This window comes from Lacinutrix iliipiscaria (genome assembly GCF_042686125.1).
GTDB classification, from domain to species: domain Bacteria; phylum Bacteroidota; class Bacteroidia; order Flavobacteriales; family Flavobacteriaceae; genus Oceanihabitans; species Oceanihabitans iliipiscarium.
This window is the reverse complement of record NZ_JBHUOV010000001.1, coordinates 200,232-222,430: the sequence shown is the minus strand read 5'-3', so window position 1 is coordinate 222,430 and position 22,199 is coordinate 200,232. Positions and strand designations below refer to the sequence as shown.

15 protein-coding genes are annotated in these 22,199 nt (G+C 32.7%); all 15 read left to right on the top strand.

What is annotated here, in order from left to right:
• The first annotated feature begins 6 nt into the window (after nt 1–6).
• The 15 genes from ACFS5M_RS01000 (at nt 7) to ACFS5M_RS00930 (ending at nt 22,127) form a co-directional block, all read left to right on the top strand.
• On the top strand, nt 7–1,800 hold the full coding sequence (locus ACFS5M_RS01000) for a cytochrome c oxidase subunit I (protein ID WP_183484538.1): 1,794 nt from the start codon (nt 7–9) through the stop codon (nt 1,798–1,800).
• 68 nt (nt 1,801–1,868) lie between these two features.
• The gene (gene ruvB, locus ACFS5M_RS00995) at nt 1,869–2,891 is read left to right on the top strand and encodes a Holliday junction branch migration DNA helicase RuvB (RefSeq protein ID WP_183484535.1); all 1,023 of its coding nucleotides are present in this window, start codon (nt 1,869–1,871) and stop codon (nt 2,889–2,891) included.
• A 105-nt stretch (nt 2,892–2,996) separates the two neighbouring features.
• The gene (gene queG / locus ACFS5M_RS00990; protein WP_183484532.1) at nt 2,997–3,923 is read left to right on the top strand and encodes a tRNA epoxyqueuosine(34) reductase QueG; all 927 of its coding nucleotides are present in this window, start codon (nt 2,997–2,999) and stop codon (nt 3,921–3,923) included.
• A 362-nt stretch (nt 3,924–4,285) separates the two neighbouring features.
• A complete protein-coding gene (locus ACFS5M_RS00985) occupies nt 4,286–4,969 on the top strand; it encodes a hypothetical protein (protein ID WP_183484529.1) in 684 nt (227 codons plus the stop codon).
• A gap of 94 nt (nt 4,970–5,063) precedes the next feature.
• A complete protein-coding gene (locus ACFS5M_RS00980; protein ID WP_183484526.1) occupies nt 5,064–5,303 on the top strand; it encodes a hypothetical protein in 240 nt (79 codons plus the stop codon).
• A 184-nt stretch (nt 5,304–5,487) separates the two neighbouring features.
• Nucleotides 5,488–5,940, top strand: a complete 453-nt coding sequence (locus tag ACFS5M_RS00975; protein WP_183484523.1) for a hypothetical protein — start codon at nt 5,488–5,490, stop codon at nt 5,938–5,940.
• 2 nt (nt 5,941–5,942) lie between these two features.
• The gene (locus ACFS5M_RS00970) at nt 5,943–7,103 is read left to right on the top strand and encodes a hypothetical protein (RefSeq protein WP_183484520.1); all 1,161 of its coding nucleotides are present in this window, start codon (nt 5,943–5,945) and stop codon (nt 7,101–7,103) included.
• A 97-nt stretch (nt 7,104–7,200) separates the two neighbouring features.
• The gene (locus tag ACFS5M_RS00965; RefSeq protein ID WP_183484517.1) at nt 7,201–9,486 is read left to right on the top strand and encodes an NADP-dependent malic enzyme; all 2,286 of its coding nucleotides are present in this window, start codon (nt 7,201–7,203) and stop codon (nt 9,484–9,486) included.
• Between the two features lie 110 nt (nt 9,487–9,596).
• Complete coding sequence (gene ruvA / locus ACFS5M_RS00960; RefSeq protein WP_183484514.1) at nt 9,597–10,178, top strand: Holliday junction branch migration protein RuvA; 582 nt, start codon at nt 9,597–9,599, stop codon at nt 10,176–10,178.
• Nucleotides 10,179–10,184: 6 nt separating this feature from the next.
• Complete coding sequence (sov, locus tag ACFS5M_RS00955) at nt 10,185–17,390, top strand: T9SS outer membrane translocon Sov/SprA (RefSeq protein ID WP_379897627.1); 7,206 nt, start codon at nt 10,185–10,187, stop codon at nt 17,388–17,390.
• 60 nt (nt 17,391–17,450) lie between these two features.
• Nucleotides 17,451–17,831: a glycine cleavage system protein GcvH gene (gcvH, locus tag ACFS5M_RS00950; protein WP_183484511.1), complete on the top strand. Its 381-nt coding sequence runs from the start codon at nt 17,451–17,453 to the stop codon at nt 17,829–17,831.
• Nucleotides 17,824–18,198, top strand: a complete 375-nt coding sequence (locus tag ACFS5M_RS00945) for a VanZ family protein (protein WP_183484508.1) — start codon at nt 17,824–17,826, stop codon at nt 18,196–18,198. The genes gcvH and ACFS5M_RS00945 overlap by 8 nt, the downstream gene beginning before the upstream one ends.
• A 60-nt stretch (nt 18,199–18,258) precedes the next feature.
• Entirely contained in the window at nt 18,259–18,987 is a 729-nt protein-coding gene (locus tag ACFS5M_RS00940; protein WP_183484505.1) for an energy transducer TonB, read from the top strand.
• A gap of 116 nt (nt 18,988–19,103) precedes the next feature.
• Nucleotides 19,104–19,895 (top strand): energy transducer TonB, encoded by a 792-nt coding sequence (locus ACFS5M_RS00935; protein ID WP_183484501.1) that lies wholly within the window; start codon nt 19,104–19,106, stop codon nt 19,893–19,895.
• Nucleotides 19,896–20,015: 120 nt separating this feature from the next.
• Entirely contained in the window at nt 20,016–22,127 is a 2,112-nt protein-coding gene (locus tag ACFS5M_RS00930) for a capsule assembly Wzi family protein (RefSeq protein ID WP_183484498.1), read from the top strand.
• The last annotated feature ends 72 nt before the right edge of the window (nt 22,128–22,199 follow it).

Sequence of the window (22,199 nt, the reverse complement as noted above, 5' to 3'; positions counted from 1 at the left end):
TAAATTATGTCAGCACACGCAGATACACACGATCACGAAGAACACGAAGAGCATCACCATAAAGAAACCTTTGTCACTAAATATATATTTAGTCAAGATCATAAAATGATTGCAAAGCAGTACTTAATTACAGGTACTATAATGGGTGTTATAGGTGTAATCATGTCACTTATGTTTCGTATGCAAATTGCATGGCCAGAAGAGCCTAATGTAATTTTTGAAGCATTACTTGGGAGTTTTGCACCAGATGGTGTTATGGATGCAGATATCTATTTAGCATTAGTAACAATACATGGTACCATTATGGTATTCTTTGTATTAACAGCAGGATTAAGTGGTACCTTCAGTAACTTATTAATTCCATTACAAATCGGTGCTCGTGATATGGCATCTGGTTTCTTAAACATGGTATCTTACTGGTTATTCTTTCTATCTAGTGTTATTATGGTTATCTCTTTATTTGTAGAAGCTGGACCAGCTGCTGCAGGTTGGACCATTTATCCTCCTTTAAGTGCATTACCTATGGCACAAGGTGGTTCAGGTATGGGAATGACTTTATGGCTTGTATCTATGGCTATATTTATTGCCTCATCTTTATTAGGTTCATTAAACTATATTGTTACTGTAATCAACTTGCGTACAAAAGGAATGTCTATGACTAGACTACCTTTAACAATTTGGACATTTTTTATCACAGCTGTTATTGGTGTAATTTCATTTCCAGTATTGTTATCTGCTGCTTTATTACTTATAATGGATAGAAGTTTCGGAACATCGTTCTTCTTATCTGATATCTTTATTCAAGGTGAAGTTTTACATTACCAAGGTGGTTCGCCTGTATTATTTGAACACCTATTTTGGTTCCTTGGGCATCCTGAGGTATATATTGTAATACTACCAGCAATGGGATTAGTATCTGAAATTATGGCTACAAGTTCTCGTAAACCAATTTTTGGTTATCGTGCAATGATTGCTTCAATTTTAGCGATTGCATTTCTATCAACTATTGTTTGGGGACACCATATGTTTATTTCTGGTATGAATCCTTTCCTTGGGTCAGTATTTACATTTACAACATTGTTAATTGCAATTCCATCTGCTGTAAAAGCATTCAACTGGATTACAACATTATGGAAAGGAAACTTGCAGTTAAACCCAGCCATGTTATTTTCTATCGCTTTTGTTTCTACTTTCATTACAGGAGGTTTAACAGGAATTATATTAGGTGATAGTGCTTTAGATATTAACGTACATGACACGTATTTTGTAGTTGCTCACTTCCACTTAGTAATGGGAATATCTGCACTTTACGGTATGTTTGCAGGAATATATCATTGGTATCCTAAAATGTTCGGACGTATGCTAAATAAAAATCTAGGATACATTCATTTTTGGGTAACTGCAGTTTGTGCTTATGGTGTATTCTTCCCAATGCACTTTATTGGAATGGCAGGATTACCAAGACGTTACTATACCAACTCAAACTTCCCACTATTTGATGACACAGCAAATGCTAATGTAATTATTACCATTTTTGCGTTAATTGGTGGTGCAGTTCAACTTATATACTTATTCAATTTCTTTAGAAGTATGTTCTATGGTAAACGTACTGTACAAAACCCTTGGAGATCTACAACTTTAGAATGGACAGCTCCAATTAAACATATTCATGGAAACTGGGAAGGTGAAATACCTCACGTACACAGATGGTCTTATGACTACTCTAAACCAGGACATGAGGACGATTTCGTACCTCAAAATGTGCCTCTAAAAGAAGGCGAAGAAGAATTACAACACTAATCATGTGTTTTAAATAATATTGAAAAGCCTTTCTATTTTTAGAAAGGCTTTTTCATTATATTTGAAATATGAACGAAAACCTAGATCCAACAAGCGAAAGTTTTTCACCTGAAGAATTAGACGTCGAAAAAAAACTTAGGCCACTATCTTTTAACGATTTTACTGGTCAAGATCAAGTCTTGGAAAACCTACAGGTTTTTGTCCAAGCAGCAAATGGTCGTGAAGAAGCTTTAGATCATACTTTGTTTCATGGTCCTCCTGGATTAGGTAAAACGACCTTAGCACATATTCTGGCTAACGAATTAGAAGTGGGTATTAAAGTCACCTCTGGACCAGTTCTCGATAAACCTGGCGATTTAGCAGGATTGCTCACTAACCTTGAAGAACGCGATGTTTTATTTATTGATGAAATCCATCGCTTAAGCCCAATAGTTGAAGAGTACTTGTACTCTGCTATGGAAGACTACAAAATCGATATCATGATTGAAACAGGACCTAATGCAAGAACGGTTCAAATCAATTTAAACCCTTTTACCCTTATTGGCGCAACCACACGCTCAGGATTATTAACCGCACCAATGCGTGCGCGTTTTGGTATTCAAAGCCGATTACAATATTATAAAACCGATTTACTTACGACCATCGTTCAACGTAGTGCTTCAATATTAGATGTTCCTATTTCTATGGAAGCTGCTGTTGAAATCGCTGGTCGTAGTCGTGGTACTCCTAGAATTGCTAATGCGTTGCTACGTCGTGTACGTGATTTTGCCCAAATAAAAGGAAATGGTCAAATCGATATTAAAATCGCTAAATTTGCCCTCGAAGCTCTTAATGTAGATGCGCACGGTTTAGATGAAATGGATAACAAAATCCTGTCCACAATTATCGATAAATTTAAAGGTGGTCCTGTTGGCATCACGACCATTGCTACAGCTGTAAGCGAAAGCTCAGAAACCGTTGAAGAGGTTTACGAGCCTTTTTTAATTCAACAAGGCTTTATTATGCGTACACCTCGCGGACGAGAAGTTACAGAATTAGCATATAAGCATCTAGGAAAAATTAAAGGACCTACTCAAGGTGGTTTGTTTTAGGGCATTCCCTTTCAGGTCACGCTTTCGCTAGTCGCTTTTTTAGTAGTCCTGCTAAGGCAGGAAACCAAAAAAGAGCTCCAACAATAGCTCAATCGTTAATGCAAAATGAATTCAAAGCTTCAACATACACAACAGATTAAAACCGAAGCCAAACGTCTCGGTTTTTTGTCTTGTGGTATCAGTAAAGCCGAGTTTCTAGAAGAAGAAGCACCTCGATTAGAACAGTGGTTAAATCAGAACAGACATGGCGAAATGCAATACATGGAGAACCACTTCGATAAACGCTTAGATCCTACCAAACTCGTTGCAGATTCTAAAAGTGTGATTTCACTATTGTTAAATTATTATCCTTCAGAAATACAAAAAGATAAAACAGCTCCAAAACTGTCTAAATATGCTTACGGAACCGACTACCACTTCGTAATTAAAGATAAACTCAAACAATTATTACATTTCATAAAAAATGAAATAGGTGATGTTCATGGAAGAGCTTTTGTAGATTCTGCTCCAGTTTTAGATAAAGCTTGGGCAGCAAAATCGGGCCTAGGCTGGATTGGAAAACACAGTAATTTATTAACTCAACAAGTTGGCTCTTTTTATTTTATTGCCGAATTAATCGTTGACTTAGACTTAGAATTTGATCATAAAACAACCGATCATTGTGGCACCTGTACAGCCTGTATAGATGCATGTCCAACCCAAGCCATTATAGAGCCTTATGTAGTAGATGGTAGCAAGTGCATTTCCTATTTTACCATCGAACTAAAAGACCAATTGCCTAATAGTATGAAAGGTCAATTTGATGATTGGATGTTTGGTTGCGACGTGTGCCAGGATGTTTGTCCTTGGAATAAATTCTCAAAGCCACATAATGAACCCCTCTTTAATCCGCATCCCGAATTGCTTGAAATGACCAAAAAAGATTGGGATGAAATTACCGAAGACACGTTCAAAAAAGTATTTCAGAAATCCGCAGTGAAGCGTACAAAATATGCTGGTTTAACTCGTAATATCAAATTTTTAAAATCTTAAAGGGCCTATTTTAAATAAGCGCCTAAGAAATTTATAAAAAAATAGTTGCATAAATATAGAATATTTTCTATATTTAGTTATTCATAACTTAAAAAAGGTACTAAGAAACAGATAGTTAATAATTAAAAAAGAGAAAGCCTCTACAAGGTAAAGGCTCTCGTGGTTCGCTAAAACCGAAATAAACAGTGTTTATCTAAATCTAAAGATACAAAAAAAATGTTATTCTAAGTAAAATAAAGAATCTCATACTTTTAATAAGATGATCACAAGTTTGTTTTAAGAGTGTATGCTTTCACACTTTAAAAAAGCCGCGTCAACCGAAAAGCGAATAGAGTAGGCCATCTTATTTAAATACAATTAAAATGAAAACGATAACCAAAAATTTAACACAGCTTATTACAGGAATCACTTTTGCATTAATACTGTTGATTTCTTTTAATGCGACTGCGCAGCATAAAACTGCATTCTCAAAAATTATAGATTTAAGTACCTTAGGAGAAAATAGTACAGCTAAGGAAGATGCAGTGATAGCTGTTAAAAATAAAAAATCAACGATAATAGACTTTGATGTTCAAAGATCAAAATCAGAATTTTCTATTTCTCCTAAATTTAAAAATAGAGATTACTCAACAATGAGAGTTGATTTAAAGAATAACGGAAAAGTAGTTTCATCATACGTAGATTCTGAATTTACAAATCGTGGACCATCAGATCAGGCAAATATTTTGTTTGAAATTAAAGACGAAATAGTAAGAACAGAGCTTATGGACAAAGCTGAAATTTGGCCAATTTTAGCAGTAATTGCTTTATGCTGCTTAGAAGTAGAATATTCTTATGATTCATCAGAAGATGGTGGTCATACAGTAACCGTTGGTTTTGACTGTGATTGTTTAAGTATAGATTTAAGAAATTCAAACACTGGCATACCAGTTATAGTAAAAGGACAAAAGTATAACATTGACGAGATTGTCTTTGTTCCTATTTATAATTCAAAAAAGGCGGTTCAACCTTTAGTTAAAGATGTTGGAATCCTCTTGCTAAAATAAATTTATTAATCCACCCAAAGCTTAATATTAAACTATTAAGCCTTGGGTTTTAAAACTGAAAAACATGAATAAAAATGAAACCAAATTGTTCGTTATGAAGTCAATAGGTATAACACTGCTTGTTATAGTAGTTGTCAATTTAATTAGCTTTATTATTGATTATTTAAAAATCGATACTACCAATGATTTTTCTTTAAAATTTGATAATGGGATGTTTTGGGTAAATGGTAATAGAGCAGGAATGGATTTTACAGATATCAAATACTGGCTGTTTTATATTTTGGTTTTTTCAGTAGCCTTTTTTTATTTTAAAAAAAGATCTAAAGTAAGTTAAAGCTTTAGCTTATTATCTTTTTCAAGATATTTTAGGTTTTTTTAAGTTGAGTAGAAGCTAATAAGATGATTAATCATTTTATTTGGTAATAGTTTCTCTTGCTCTTTCTAGAAAATATTACATCTCAGAATCTATTGATGAGAAAGAATTAAAACAATCTTTCAATACATAAAATCAAAAAACCATGAAGAACATCATATACATAGCAGTGCTATGCATGACTTCTATTGTCTTTTCTCAAAAACAGGTTGAAGTAAATCAGAAGCTAATAAGTGCCGAAATAACCTTCGGACGATTAGGCCATGACTGTAAGGGCAGAGGAATCTGTAGTTTTAACACAACGTCAAACACCACCAAACATAATACACAAATTAAGTATCATGAAGATAATCGAATAACACTTGTAATAGACCGAACTAGAATCACTAAAGAAGAAGAGCTTAAAATTGTTGGGCAGGATTTAGAAGTAAACACAAAAATCAAAGAAGGTCTGTTTGTACTTGAAGATGATTTTATACTAGAAGCACTCATAAAATCAGAATTAAAAACCCCTCATCAAATAACTAAAGTTGCTAAAGGCAATTATAGTTTACTCATTTCAAAAGACACCTTTACCATAACTTTAAAAATAGAATAGCCATGGTACAATTCACAAAACAAATAACCGTAATAATGCTATTTGCTATATCTAGTGTTTGTTTTTCTAATATAAATTCAGATCAAGAAATCGAACACGTTATAATAGAATTAAAAGCTGAAATTCAAAATGTACAATTGTATTATTTAAATTTAAATAAACACTTGTATGACGAATTATATGACGTCTCTAAAGCACTAAAAAAGTCTTTAAAAGCGAAGGAGCAAATAAAAGCACTCATTAAAAAAAATCGCCTCCAAGAAGAACTATCTCAAAATAAACTGTCAGAGGTTTCAGATATTAGTAAAATAAGATATTTAAAAGGCTTGCAAATCATTAAGATATTGTATGAGAAAACCTTGAGTTTAGATCATCATTTTGCATCTGTAGCCACCTTTAATGAAATTAATAACCTTAGTAATCCAAACCATTATCCAGAGTTTGCTAAAATGAAAGATGTAATTAAAAACAAACAAGACAAAAAAGTTGGATTTACATTGTCTCATATTTTAGGAGATAATATTTATACCTCTGTTGTACATTCTTTAGTTTCTCTTTTCACGAACACGAATTCTAGTAAAGCTGAAAAAGAAGAAAGCCTTCAAGAAGTAGAATGTATTCTTGATTTTACTTTAAGAATGCATAACGATTTAAATACAATCTATTTTGAAACCGCTTTTTTACAAAAAAGCAATGATAATATTATCATAGAATTAGAACAACTTTTTGTCGATTTTACAAAGCCAATAAAATATAAAACACCACTAAAAGAATGTAGAAATGCTGATGATTGGGATGCTGTACGAGAAAAATTAAATAATTTTTTAAAAGAACTTAACACAATAATTGAAGATGACTCTCAACGTTATAAAGCACATAAAATGCAAATTAATCTTGAGTTTCCAATAGACCGATTGTTACAATTTATTACACAATATAATATGCACATTGATCAAGGTGCAAAGTTCTATGAAAAGTTTGGAATCATGCTTAATAGTTATGAGAACGAAAACCAATGCGCAACAAAAATTCCACCAGAATATTCAAAACTAAAAGCCAATATAAAAACAAGTATCGAATCCTTTAACACAGCTTATAAACCTGTTGAAATAAATGGGAGCAAAATGAAACAAGTCCTTTATGGTATAAATGAATATGATTAAATAAATATTCAAATTAAGAAGACTATCAATTTGCTAAAAGCTTAGGCTTTAAGGTAGAGTATTGTTACATTTGTCTGTTCAATTAATGAATAGCAAAATGAGTAAACAAAGTAAAAAACGTGAAGCTTTAATATACCACGCTAAGCCAACACCAGGAAAGATTGAAGTTGTTCCAACTAAAAAATATACTAGTCAAAGAGATTTGTCTTTGGCGTATTCTCCAGGTGTTGCAGAGCCTTGTTTAGAAATAGAAAAAGATAAAAATAACGTATATAAATATACTGCTAAAGGAAATCTTGTTGCAGTAATTTCTAATGGAACAGCTGTTTTAGGTCTCGGTAATATTGGCCCTGAAGCGTCAAAGCCTGTAATGGAAGGTAAAGGACTTCTCTTTAAAATTTTCGCAGGAATTGATGTTTTTGATATAGAAGTAGGTACAGAAAATGTTGAAGAGTTTATTCAAACCGTTAAACATATAGCACCAACTTTTGGAGGTATAAATTTAGAAGACATCAAAGCGCCTGAAGCCTTTGAAATTGAAAAACGTTTAAAGGAAGAGTTAGACATTCCTGTGATGCATGACGATCAACACGGAACAGCAATTATTTCTGCAGCAGCCTTATTAAATGCATTAGAGCTTTCAGAAAAAAAGATTGAAGATGTAAAAATTGTGGTGAGTGGCGCTGGAGCAGCTGCGATTTCTTGCACACGTTTGTATCAAGCTTTTGGAGCAAAACAAGAAAATATTGTCATGTTAGACAGTAAAGGTGTGATCAGAAAAGACAGAGAAAACCTATCTCTAGAGAAAAAAGAATTTGCGACACATAGAAAAATAGATACTCTTGGTGACGCTATGAAAGATGCAGATGTCTTTATCGGATTGTCAACTTCAGATATTGTGAGCCCAAAAATGCTGAAAGCAATGGCTAAAAATCCAATCGTCTTTGCAATGGCAAATCCAGATCCTGAAATAAAATATCAATTGGCAATCGATACAAGAGACGATATTATAATGGCTACTGGTAGAAGCGATCATCCTAATCAAGTAAATAATGTTCTTGGTTTTCCATTTATTTTTAGAGGTGCATTAGATGTTAGAGCGACTGCTATTAATGAAGCAATGAAAATGGCTGCTGTAAAAGCATTAGCAAAATTAGCAAAAGAACCTGTTCCTGAGCAAGTTAACATTGCTTATGATGAGACTAGGCTAACTTTTAGTAAAGAGTATATTATCCCTAAACCATTCGATCCACGATTAATTACTACTGTGCCACCAGCTGTTGCTAAAGCAGCAATGGAGAGTGGAGTGGCGAAAGAACCTATTGAAGATTGGCAAAAATATGAAGACCAATTGTTAGAGCGTTTAGGGAATGATAATAAAATAGTTAGATTACTTCTTAATAGAGCAAAAATAAACCCTAAACGCGTCGTATTTGCTGAAGCCGATCATTTGGATGTTTTAAAAGCGGCACAGATTGTATATGAAGAAGGGATTGCCATTCCAATTTTATTAGGAAGACATGACGAAATTGAACGCCTTAAAGAAGAAATCGAATTTGATGCTGATGTTCTGATAATAGACCCTAAATCAGATGAGCAGCTTGAGCAAAAAAACAAATACGCGAAAGTGTATTGGGAACAACGAAACAGACGTGGTGTTACTTATTTTTCTGCCCAAAAATTAATGCGTGAACGTAATTATTATGCCGCTATGATGGTTAATGAAGGTGATGCAGATGCTTTAATTTCTGGATATTCTCGCAGTTATCCTTCGGTAGTAACACCTATGTTAGAACTTATTGGCTTAGCGCCTGGATCTACTAGAATAGCAACAACCAATGTTATGATGACAAAGCGTGGGCCAATGTTTTTAAGCGACACTTCAATAAATATTAACCCTTCAGCAGAAGATTTAATTAAAATTACTCAAATGACAGCTGGTGTGGTTAAAATGTTTGGAATGAAACCCGTTATGGCTATGACTTCATATTCAAATTTTGGGTCATCTAAAAATCAAACAGCAACAAAAGTTAGAGAAGCTGTTGCCTACTTACACAAAAGGCATCCTGATTTAATTGTTGATGGCGAGTTACAAACAGATTTTGCTTTAAATAGTGAGATGCTTCAGGATATCTTTCCGTTTTCTAAACTTGCTGGAAAAAAAGTGAACACACTAATTTTTCCTAATTTAGAATCTGCTAACATTACTTATAAATTATTGAAGGAACTTAATAAGGCTGATTCTATTGGACCTATAATGATGGGTATGAGAAAACCTGTGCATATTATACAATTAGACGCAAGTGTTGACGAAATTGTAAATATGACTGCGATTGCTGTAATCGATGCACAACAAAAAGCAAAAGAGAAAAATAAAGCATAAAAAAGCGAAGCTCTTTAACTATAAAATATACTATTCTGTACGATTTAACATATCCTAATGGATATGCACAATAATTTTATTACATTTGGGAGTTTAATGAGGGTTAATACATGATTACACACATTCAAGGAAAATTGGTTGAAAAAAACCCAACAGATGTTGTTATTGATTGCAATGGTGTTGGTTATTTATTAAACATTTCCTTACATACATTTTCTCAAATTCCTGACAAAGAAAACCTCAAATTGTATACGCATCTTCAAGTTAAAGAAGATTCGCATACATTATTTGGTTTTTCATCATTAGCAGAAAGAGAAATGTTTAAATTGTTAATTTCTGTAAATGGTATTGGCGCAAGCATAGCGCGAACCATGCTTTCCTCATTAACACCAAAACAGGTGAGAGAAGGTATTGCTACTAATGATGTTGCTTTAATTCAATCTATTAAAGGCATTGGAGCAAAAACAGCTCAGCGTGTCATTCTAGATTTAAAAGATAAAGTTTTAAAGATTTATGATATTGATGAAGTTTCTGTTTCGTTAAACAATACCAGCAAAGATGAAGCGTTATCTGCTTTAGAAGTTTTAGGGTTTAATAAAAAACAAGCCGAACGTGTTGTTGATAAAATTATGTTGACAAATCCTGAAGCAAACGTGGAAGTAATTATTAAACAAGCTTTAAAAAATTTATAATAAGATTTGAATACAACTAACTATAAATCCTCTAATCGTATTAAGAAGCAGCTCTTTTCAATAGTTGCTATTTTGTTGTCTTTTATTGCTTCGGCTCAGGTAGAAACACCTCAAGATTCAACAAGTACAGGCTATAGCCTTGGTAATATGCAAATGCCTAATCCTAATAGCATTGTTTCACAATATACTTATGACCCAATAACCGATAGGTATATTTATACTGAATCGGTGGGCGAATTTAACATTAATTATCCTGTCATCTTAACGCCTCAGGAATATCAACAATTAGTGGCTAAAGAAAATGTTAGAAGCTACTATAAAGAAAAAATAGATGCTTTTGATGGGAAAAAAGAGGGAAGCCAAGAAGAGCAAAAGAACCTTCTTCCAGAATTTTATGTAAACTCCGGACTTTTTGAAACGATTTTTGGTGGCAATACCATTGAAGTCGTCCCTCAAGGTTCAGTTGAAATGGATTTGGGAATCTTGTTTTCTAAACAAGATAATCCTGCATTTTCTCCTAGAAATAGAAGCAATTTCACGTTTGATTTTGATCAGCGAATTAGCTTAAGTTTATTAGGAAAAGTAGGTACTCGATTACAAGTTACTGCGAATTATGATACAGAATCTACTTTTGATTTTCAAAACTTAGTCAAATTAGAATATACACCAACCGAAGATGATATCATTCAAAAAATAGAAGTTGGTAACGTCAATATGCCACTTAATAGCTCTTTAATTACTGGAGCTCAAAGTTTGTTTGGTGTAAAAACACAATTACAATTTGGTAAAACAACGATTACAGCAGTCTTCTCTGAGCAAAAATCTGATTCTAAAACAGTTGTCGCTGAAGGTGGTGGAACGGTTCAAGAATTTGAATTTTTCGCACGTGATTATGATGAAAATAGACACTTCTTTTTAGCTCAATATTTTAGAGATACTTATGACGAGGCCTTGAAAAATTACCCATTTATAAATAGTCAAGTGCAAATTAGTAGAATTGAAGTTTGGGTAACTAATAGAAGTAATAGAACAGAAAACGTAAGAAATATAGTTGGTTTACAGGATTTGGGTGAAGGTACACCTGAACAAACTGGAATTGCTTTTGATGACATGGGAAATCCGCAACCTGGACTTCCCGCTACTTTTTTTAATGTTGGCCCTGGAGCTTATCCAGATAATAGTAATAATGATTTTGATCCTGAGGCTATTGGTACAACGTCTGTACTAACAGAATTAATTAGAGATGTGGCCACTGTTCAGTCTGGTTTTGGGATCACTCAAACTTTTGTTACAGAAGGTAAAGACTACGGAAAACTTGAAAATGCTAGAAAATTAACTGAAGGACAAGAATATACACTACATCCACAATTAGGATATATCTCATTAAGTCAACGCCTAAATAATGACGAAATTTTAGCTGTTGCTTTTCAATTTACAGTTGCTGGAGAAGTATACCAAGTAGGAGAATTTGCAAATGATGGTGTAGATGCGACTGGTGTTGAAACTGATGCTATGGGAGATGTCATTGGTGTTACCAATAACAATCTTGTATTAAAATTATTAAAAAGCCCAATAACTACAACTTCTGAGCCAATTTGGGATTTAATGATGAAAAACATATATAATACTGGAGCTTATCAGTTAAGTAATGAAGATTTTAAATTAAATATTTTTTACAATGAAGGCTCACCTATAAATTATATAACACCAGTTGAGGGAACAGCATTCCCTATATTTGATGGGAATACCACAACGACTGCAGATGATACAGAAATTGTTGAAACTCCTTTAATTCGACTATTCCATTTAGATAAATTAAATTTTAATAATGATGGACAAGTAGGTGGTGATGGTTTCTTTGATTTTGTTCCTGGAATAACCGTAATTCCTTTAAATGGAAAAATTGTGTTTACTAAGGTTGAACCTTTTGGTGAATACCTTTTCGATGTATTAGCTTTAGGTGGAGAAGATTATGAAAATACAACATCGTTTAACGACAATCAAGCCAAGTACGTATATGATGTTTTATATAAAGAAACTAAAACAGCTGCTTTAGAAGAAGTAGAGAAGAACAAATTTCAACTTAAAGGAAGGTATAAATCTGAAGGAAGTGATGGTATCCCAATTGGCGCGTTTAATGTACCAAGAGGGTCTGTTAGAGTAACTGCTGGAGGAAGAGTTTTAGTTGAAGGTATCGATTATACAGTAAATTATCAACTTGGTCGCGTTCAAATTTTAGATGAAGCTTTAAAAGCTTCAAACACTCCAATAGAAGTTTCTACAGAAAATAATTCCATCTTTGGACAACAATCTAAACGGTTTTTTGGTGTCAATGTAGAACATAAGTTTAATGAAAACTTTGTTATTGGTGGTACCTATATAAGTTTAAAAGAAAGACCAATCACTCAAAAAGCAAATTATAATAGCGAGCCTATAAATAATAAAATATTCGGATTAAATGTGAACTATTCTACAGAGGTGCCTTTCTTTACTCGACTTGTAAATAAGTTGCCTAATATAGATACAGATGTTCCGTCAAATTTATCTGTTAGAGGTGAAATAGCTGCCTTACGACCAGGTTCTCCTAAAGGTACAGATTTTCAAGGTGTTTCAACATCATATATAGATGATTTTGAAGGCTCACAAAGTGCTATCGACTTAAAATCGGCGCAATCGTGGTATATGTCAAGTCGCCCAGATGAATTGCCAGTAAATATCCTTGGAGACAACGCACAAGGGATTCAAAATGGTTATGGTAGAGCCATGCTAAACTGGTATCATATTGACCCAATATTCTATAGTAGCCAACGTCCAGGTGATATAAGTGATGATGACATGTCTGGATTATATACCTCTCGTGTGTTTATTAATGAACTATTTCCTCAGCAAGATATTGCACAAGGACAAACGACTGTATTAAATACTTTAGACCTTTCATATTACCCTAACGAAAGAGGGCCTTATAACTTTCAAAATACTCAAGTTGATATCCCAACAAATACATTAACACAACCACAAAACTCTTGGGCTGGTATTACAAGACAATTAACTTCTACTGATTTTGAACAAGCAAATGTTGAATATATTGAATTCTGGTTGCAAGATCCTTTTCAAGAAAATGTAACAAATCCTGGAGGAAAATTAGTGTTTAACCTTGGTAATATCTCTGAAGATGTTATTAAAGATGGTCGTAAAGTATATGAAAATGGATTGCCACAAGATGGAGATGTTAGTGCTTTAACACCAACAGCTTGGGGATCTGTAGTGCCTCAAAACCAATCTCTAATTTATGCGTTTGACACCACTGGAGGCGAGAGAGATAATCAAGATGTTGGTTATGATGGTTATGATGATTTTGAAGAACAAGGCCTTGATCCTGCTTATAGTAGTTTGCCAGATCCAGCAAATGACAACTATAGTTATTTTTTAAATACTGATGGAGATCTTTTTGAACGCTATAAACGTTATAATGGAACGCAAGGGAATTCACCAGACACCTTTAGTGACACTAATAGAGGGAGTACAACCCAACCAGATGTTGAAGATATTAATAGAGATAACACAATGAATACCATTGATAGTTATTTTGAATATGAACTAGATATTACACCAACAGATTTAAATATTAACAACCCTTATATTGTTGATGTAAAAGATAGTGAAGCTAGACTACTTCCTAACGGAGGAACTATTGTTCCTGTTTGGTATCAATTTAGAATTCCTGTTGCAGACTTTACAAATAATGTTGGAGGGATTGCAGATTTACGTTCTATACGTTTTGCTCGTATGTATCTAAAAGACTTTACTGAACCTACAATATTTAGGTTTGGAACATTAGACTTAGTGCGTAGCGAATGGAGAAGATACTCTCAAACATTAGATGAAGATTTAGGAGATCCTGCTTTAGACCCTAATACAGAATTTACTATCGGAGTAATTAGTACTCTAGAAAACGATGGTGATTACCAATCACCTCCAGGTGTTGATCCAGAAGAATTATATAATAATAATACTGTTATAAGACAAAATGAGCAATCATTAGTGGTTAATGTTTGTGATTTAGAATCTCATGATTCTAGAGCAGTCTATAAAAATATTAATGTTGACATGAGACAGTATAAACGTTTACAAATGTTTATGCACGCAGAAGAAGGAGAGATAACAGGTCTAGGCGATGATGAGTTGGTAGGATTTATTAGGATGGGAAATGACCTCACACAAAACTACTATCAAATTGAAGTACCATTAAAACTATCAACAGGAACTTCAAGATCTGCATTATGGCCTGAAGAAAATCAGATTAATATAGAACTAAAACTATTACAAGAAATAAAATCATTAGCAATAGCAAATGGTTTTGATGGACTTAACCCAAGTTTTTATGATGTTGTAGGAAGCGAGTTAACACCTGTCCCAACTGGTGGAGAGTATGACGGTTACGATGCCATCGAGCAAAGAATAGGAATATTTGGTAACCCTAATTTTGGTGATATTAGAACTTTAATGGTTGGTGTTAAAAATGCAACTTCAGGAAATAGATGTGGTGAAGTATGGTTTAATGAACTTCGTCTTGCAGAAATGGATAATGAAGGAGGTTGGGCAGCTGTAGTAAGTCTTGATTCTAACTTTGCAGACTTTGCGAACATTAGCGCAACAGGTCGTAAAAGTACTTCTGGTTTTGGCGGAATTGAGCAAGGACCTCAGGAACGTAGTAGAGAAGATGTTTTACAATATGATGTTGTAACTAATATAAATGTAGGCCAGTTATTACCTGAAAAATGGGGACTTCAAATTCCATTTAACTATGGTATAGCTGAAGAAACGATTACACCTAAGTATGATCAATTATATAAAGATATAGAATTAGAAACGAGGTTAGATGCTGCAGAAAATAGTGCAGAGCGTAAAAAAATAAAAGAACAATCAGAAAATTTCACCAAAAGAAAAAGTATCAATTTTATTGGTGTTAGAAAAGAAAGAACAACAGAAAAAACGCCGCGTTTTTATGATGTAGAAAACTTAACATTAAACTATTCGTATAACAAAGTCGATCATCGTGATTTTGAAATCGAAAGCTCAGTTGACAAACAAGTCGCTGCAGGAGTTAATTATGCTTTTAACTTTAACCCTTTAACTATAGAACCATTTAAAAAGAATGATTCTTTATTTACTGGTAAATATTGGAAACTTTTAAAAGATTTTAATGTTAACCCTTTACCAACAAGTTTTGCAGTAAACACTAATTTTAACAGACAATTTAATAAACAAAAATTTAGAGAAATTGATTTAGGTGGAGCTAATATTGGACTAGAAGAATTATTTAGAAGAAACTATACTTTTGATTTTCAGTACACAATAAATTACAATTTAACGAAATCACTTAGCCTAGATTTTACAGCTTCAAATAATAATATTGTTAGAAACTATTTTATTAATGATGAATTAAACGGAAGGCAAGACCCTGATTTAGATGTTTGGGATGGCTTCTTCGATTTTGGAGATCCTAACCGACAATACCAAAAATTAGGAGTTAATTATGAAATACCAATTAATAAAATTCCAACCTTTAGTTTCATTAATGCAACTTATACCTACAGTGGAGAGTTTCAGTGGCAAAAAGGATCAGATTTATTTGGGAACCTAGAACTTAATGGTCAGGTATATGATTTAGGAAATTCTATATCTAACGCCAATGTGCATAATATAAATACATCTTTAGACATGAATAGGCTGTATAATTATATTGGTATAGCACCAAAAAGGTCTAGAGGTCGACAAACAGCTAAAAAAGGAACACCACCTGGAGCAGACGACAAAGCTAAAACGCCCGAAACAAAAAAGCCAAGTAAACTTGGTAACTTTGGCTTAGGTTTATTAACTATGGTTAAACGAATTCAAGTTAATTATAATGAAAATAACGGAACGTATCTTCCAGGCTATCTACAATCACCAGGGTTTATAGGTACACTTAAACCTACCATTGGATATACTTTTGGTAGTCAAAGTGATATAAGAAGCTTAGCGGCACGTAACGGATGGCTTACAGTATTCCCAGAATTTAATCAGCAATACACAGAAACTCACGCAAAACAATTAGATTATTCTGTAAACGTAGAACCATTTAATGATTTTAAAATTGATTTTATAGGTAATAGAATCATTTCAGAAAACTTCTCAGAAAACTATCGTATAAATGATGTTGCAGGCGAATTAGAATATGAATCATTAACTCCTAATACTTTTGGGAATTTTACGATATCTAGTTTGCTAATAAAAACCGCATTTAGTAAAAGTGATGAAAACGAATCTCAAGCATTTAGTGATTTTGAAAACAATAGATTGACTATTGCGAATCGTTTAGCTCAAGAAAGAGGAATAGACCTGTCAAACCCAGCGAATATAGATGCAGAAGGGTATCCTATAGGTTACGGAAAAACAAGTCAAGCCGTATTGTTACCAGCATTCTTATCAGCTTATACTGGACAAGATGCAGGAAAAGTGAAATTAACAGCTTTTAGAAATGTGCCAATTCCTAATTGGGATATTAAATACACTGGACTTATGAAGTTTGATTGGTTTAAAAAGAAATTTAAGCGTTTTTCTATTTCTCATGGTTATCGTTCAAATTATACAATCAATCAGTTTAGAACAAACTTAGATTACGATACTAATAATCCAGATGATTTAGATCAAAATGGAAACTTTAAAAACGAAACCTTATATAGTAATATTAACTTAACAGAAATGTTTAGTCCTCTATTTCGTCTAGACTTTGAAACAAATAGTTCTATTAAGATTTTAGCAGAACTAAAAAAAGACAGAATGCTTTCGTTAAGTTTTGATAATAATTTAGTTACAGAAATTAAAGGTCAAGAGTATAAAATTGGCTTAGGTTACAGAATTAAAGATGTAAGAATAAAATCTAAGTTAGCTGGTCCTAGAAAAACGATTGTAAGTGATTTAAATCTTAAAGCAGATTTAGCATTGAGAGAGAATAAAACCATTATCAGATATTTAGATTTAGAAAACAATCAAATTACATCAGGACAAACACTTTGGAGTGGTAAGTTTACTGCAGACTATGCGTTTAGTAAAAATCTAACAGGAATTTTTTACTTTGATTATACATTCTCTGAATATGCAATATCTACAGCATTTCCACAAACTACTATAAGATCTGGTTTGACTTTAAGGTATAATTTTGGAAATTAAAAAGTGAAAATTAAAAGACTATTAAATACATTTGTGATTAACAACTATTAAAAAATTAAAATGAACATTCCATCAGAATTAAAATATACTAAAGACCACGAGTGGGTTAAATTAGAAGGCGATATCGCAACGATTGGTATTACAGATTTTGCTCAATCAGAATTAGGAGACATTGTTTATGTTGAAGTTGAAACTGTTGATGAAACACTTGATGCTGAAGAAATATTTGGAACAGTTGAAGCTGTAAAAACAGTTTCTGATTTGTTTTTACCACTTTCTGGAGAAATCATTGAGTTTAATGAAGCTTTAGAAGATGAACCTGAAAAAGTAAATACAGATCCTTATGGTGAAGGATGGATGATTAAAATAAAATGTTCTGATCTGGCTCAGACTGAAAGCCTTATGTCTTCAGAAGATTATAAAAATCTAATTGGTGCTTAAAAAACACGCGTTAATTATTACCATAATTTATTCCACAATTCTTGCGGTATTAAGTCTTATACATATTTCAGGATTAAAAGAAATAAATTATTCAAACACCGATAAAATATTTCATTTCATAGCCTATAGTGCTTTAGCTTGGTTTTGGTTTAAAGCATTATACTATAAGTTTAATAAGACTTTTAATGCATCATTATTAATTGCAGCAATAATATCTATTATATTTGGTATAATTATTGAGGTATTACAAGGCACGCTTACCAGTACTAGAGTTGCTGAAAACAATGATATTTTAGCAAACACTTTAGGTGTTTGTCTAACAATAGCAATTCTATTTCTGTTTAAGAAAGCAGAAGTTAAAAAATAATAATCGCTTGCTTTTTTGCCAAATAAATGGTTATTTTAGCAACAGGTAAAAATAAAAATTATGGAACTTAAGAAAAATCCAAAAGCAAATGTTGGTAGAAACAGTACTCTCTACTTTTTAGTTGGTTTAGTATTAATGCTATTTTTAACAAACTATGCTATTAACTATAAAACCTATGATAAATCTGCAATAGATATTGGTCAGTTAAATCTTGATGAAGAGTTAGATGAAGAAGTGCCAATTACTGAGCAAATTCAAACACCTCCACCACCTCCACCACCTCCTGCTGCGCCAGAAGTTATTGAAGTTGTAGAAGATGAAGAAGAGGTTGAAGAAACGGTTATAGAATCAACAGAAACAAGTCAGGAAGAAGAAATTGTAGAGGTTGAAGAGGTTGAAGAAATTGAAGAGGTTGAAGAAGATATAGAGGTGCCTTTTGCTATAATTGAAAATGTACCAGTTTTTCCTGGATGTGAAAGCAAGAAAAACAACAACGAAAGAAAAAAATGCATGTCTGAGAAAATCAGCAAGTTTGTAAACAAAAAGTTTAATTCAGAATTAGCACAAGACTTAGGGTTAAGATCTGGAAAGCACAGAATAAGCATTCAGTTTAAAGTAGATAAAAGCGGGAATGTTGTTGGTGTTGCTGCAAGAGCTCCTCATCCTAGATTAGAAAAAGAAGCTGTAAGAGTAGTAAGCCAATTACCTAAAATGAAGCCAGGAATGCAAAGAGGTAAACCTGTAACTGTGCCTTATGGTTTCCCTATCTCATTACAAGTGCAAGACTAAAACAATAAGTCTTTATCTATAAATTAAAATCCCGTTACAAATAATGTAACGGGATTTCTTTTTTGGTATGCTTATTGCGATTTTATCATAATATTAACATTTAATCACTATATATTATGAAAAATCAAAAGAATTCTCGCGACCTCATTCGCCAAAATGAGGTCAACACGAAAACATCGCAAAAACATGAAGCGAATTTACAAAAAAACTCAACGCTTTACTTTCAAGTGGGATTAATTGTATGCTTATTGTTTAGCTACGGACTTTTAGAAATGGAGTTTAAAAGCCAAACTTTTGTTCCAGAGGTTGCCCATGTTATAAATGAACCATTAGACTATGTGCAAGACAACTTTAAAATATATGAGGAACCCATAGAAAAAGTTGAAAAGCAAAGAAAAAAGCCAACTTTTTTTTCTGAGCCTGAAGTGCATAAAAATGATGAGCCAATTGATGAAACACCAGATATAATCACAGAGCCAGAAACAACAAGTATCACTCAAAACGAGCCTAATTTTGATAATTTAATTGATGAACCAGAGGAAATTGATGATGTTCATTTTAATAGAGTTGAAATAGCTCCAATATTCCCAGGCTGTGAAAAAGCAAGTACAAATGATGAACGCAAAGCCTGTATGTCTGAAAAAATTTCTAAACACATTAGAAAAAAATTTGATACAGATGTTGCTCAAGGCTTAGGCTTAGATGGTGTGCAAAAAATTAATGTCATGTTTAAAATTGACCAAAATGGAAATGTGATTGATATCAAAGCTAGATCGCCATTTAAAGCATTAGAGAAGGAAGCAATTGATGTTATTAGTAAGTTGCCCAAAATGACACCTGGAAAACAAAAAGATAAAAATGTGTCTGTTATTTACGGAATACCAATCCGATTTAATGTTCAAAATTAAAAAAGAACAAATAATTTGAGATAATAAGTCGTTAATAAGTAATTGTTAACGGCTTTTTTTTATCTAAGCATTATTAAAAAAATAGTATCTTTCAACTCAAAATAAAACCGCATAACTACTATGAAGAAATTCACAGTCTTACTTCTTCTTTTTACTCAATATATTGTATGCTCTCAAAATCAATCTACATATGAAAGACCTCCTATGTTCTCTAATTGTGAGTCTGTAAGTGTTGACGAGCTTCAAGCATGTTTTGATACTAATATCTACACACATATTTATAATACGTTTAAAGTACCAGAAAGTGTTACTGAAAAAAATTATAATGGAGAAGTTGTTGTACTTTTTGAAGTTGATAAAGAAGGAGATTTCCGAGTTATTTATGTTGATGCTATTTATGAAGAACTTAAAACTGAAGCTAAACGTGTTTTTGAAGAATTTCCAAAAATTAAACCTGGAACTTATAATAGTAAGCCAACCTATAAGCAATATTCCATTTCTATTCAAATCCCATTAGTAAATCAAACAGTTTCTACAAAAAGCCTTTCAAAAGATGAGGAAAAAGCTGAGAAAGAAAACCAGATAGAAGAAGAGGTAAAAAAAGAGTACGACAGCGTAAATCAAAGTCTTGTGCCATATATTAATAAGGAGTTCACGAGTCAATTAAATATTCCATTTACACACAGTTTTTATGCGAAGTTTGATAGGAATATTAATTTGGTTGGAACAAATAGTCATACTGCTTCTAAGCCTTTTATTTATGAAGATGTCTCTAAATATTATGATTTCCAAGCCGAAAAAGAGGCCTTAAAAAAGGGAAAAGAAACATTGCTATCAAGAAAGCTATGGAATGAACATTTAGTGCGTTATCAAACGGAAAAATATTGGTTTACTATTGATCCAATTTTTGATTTTGAAGTGGGTAAAGATACAGATGCAGATTTTAGCTCCACTTATAATAATACCAGAGGAATTTACATACAAGGAGGTCTTGGAAAGAAATTTAGCTTTTATGCTTCAGTTTTTGAAAGTCAAGGACGCTTTGCACAATATTACAATCAGTATGCCGAATCTATACGTGCTGTAGATGGAGCAGGAATTATTCCTGGGCGAGGTATTGCTAAACGTTTTAAAAAAGATTCTTATGATTACCCTGTAGCTGAAGCTTATTTATCCTATTCACCTGCAGATTTTTTAAATGTACAATTTGGTCATGGAAAGAATTTTATAGGAGATGGTTATCGATCACTCTTTATAAGTGACGTGGCTAGTCCTTCACCATTCTTTAAAATTAATACTAAGTTCTGGAAAATAAAGTATACCAATACATGGATGTGGTTAAAAGATGTTCGTCCAGATGCAGTTGATGAAAATGGAGCATATTTAAGTAAATACATGGCGACCCATTTTTTAAGTTGGAATGCAACAAAACGATTAAATATAGGATTTTTTGAATCTGTAATTTGGTCAAAATCAGACAATAGAGATTTTGATGTGAATTACTTAAACCCAATTATTTTTTATCGTGCGATAGAGTTCGAAACAGGTCAAGATGCTGGAAATGCAATTATGGGATTATCAGCAAAATATAAAGTTAACGATAATGTAAATATTTATAGCCAATTCATATTAGATGAGTTTTCTACTGAAGATATTACAGGCGGAGATAAAAGTTGGAAGAATAAATTTGGTTATCAGCTAGGGTTTAAATATTACAATGCCTTTAAGTTAAAAAACCTTTTGCTTCAAGCAGAATATAATCGTGTAAGACCTTATACGTATTCACATAGAACTCCTCAAATTAATTATGGTCATAATAACCAATCTATGGCGCATCTTTGGGGAGCAAATTTTAGTGAGTTTGTACTTATTGGTCGTTATCATTATAAAAGATGGTTTGGAAATGCTAAAGTCGTAGTAGGTTCACGAGGTTTAGACTTTAATAGCGCAACTGATGCTTTTAGTTATGGAGGTGATATTTATAGAGACTATGATGAAAGACCAAGTGATACAGGGATTACTGTAGGGCAAGGAAATAAAACCACTACCTTTTTCACAAATTTACAAGCAGGATACTTAATTAATCCAGCAACTAACCTTAAAATATTTGCAGACGTTAGTCTAAGGAATTATAATCCTGAAGCTGAAACAGAAACGGCCTTTAAAAATAATACAGTATGGTTTAATATTGGTGTTAGAACCGATTTGTTTAATTGGTATTTTGATTTGTAATAGTTTTAAATGCTACAAAACTAAGACCTTTATTATATAAGAAAAGCGTGTCGTTTTTTCTTTTTAAATACC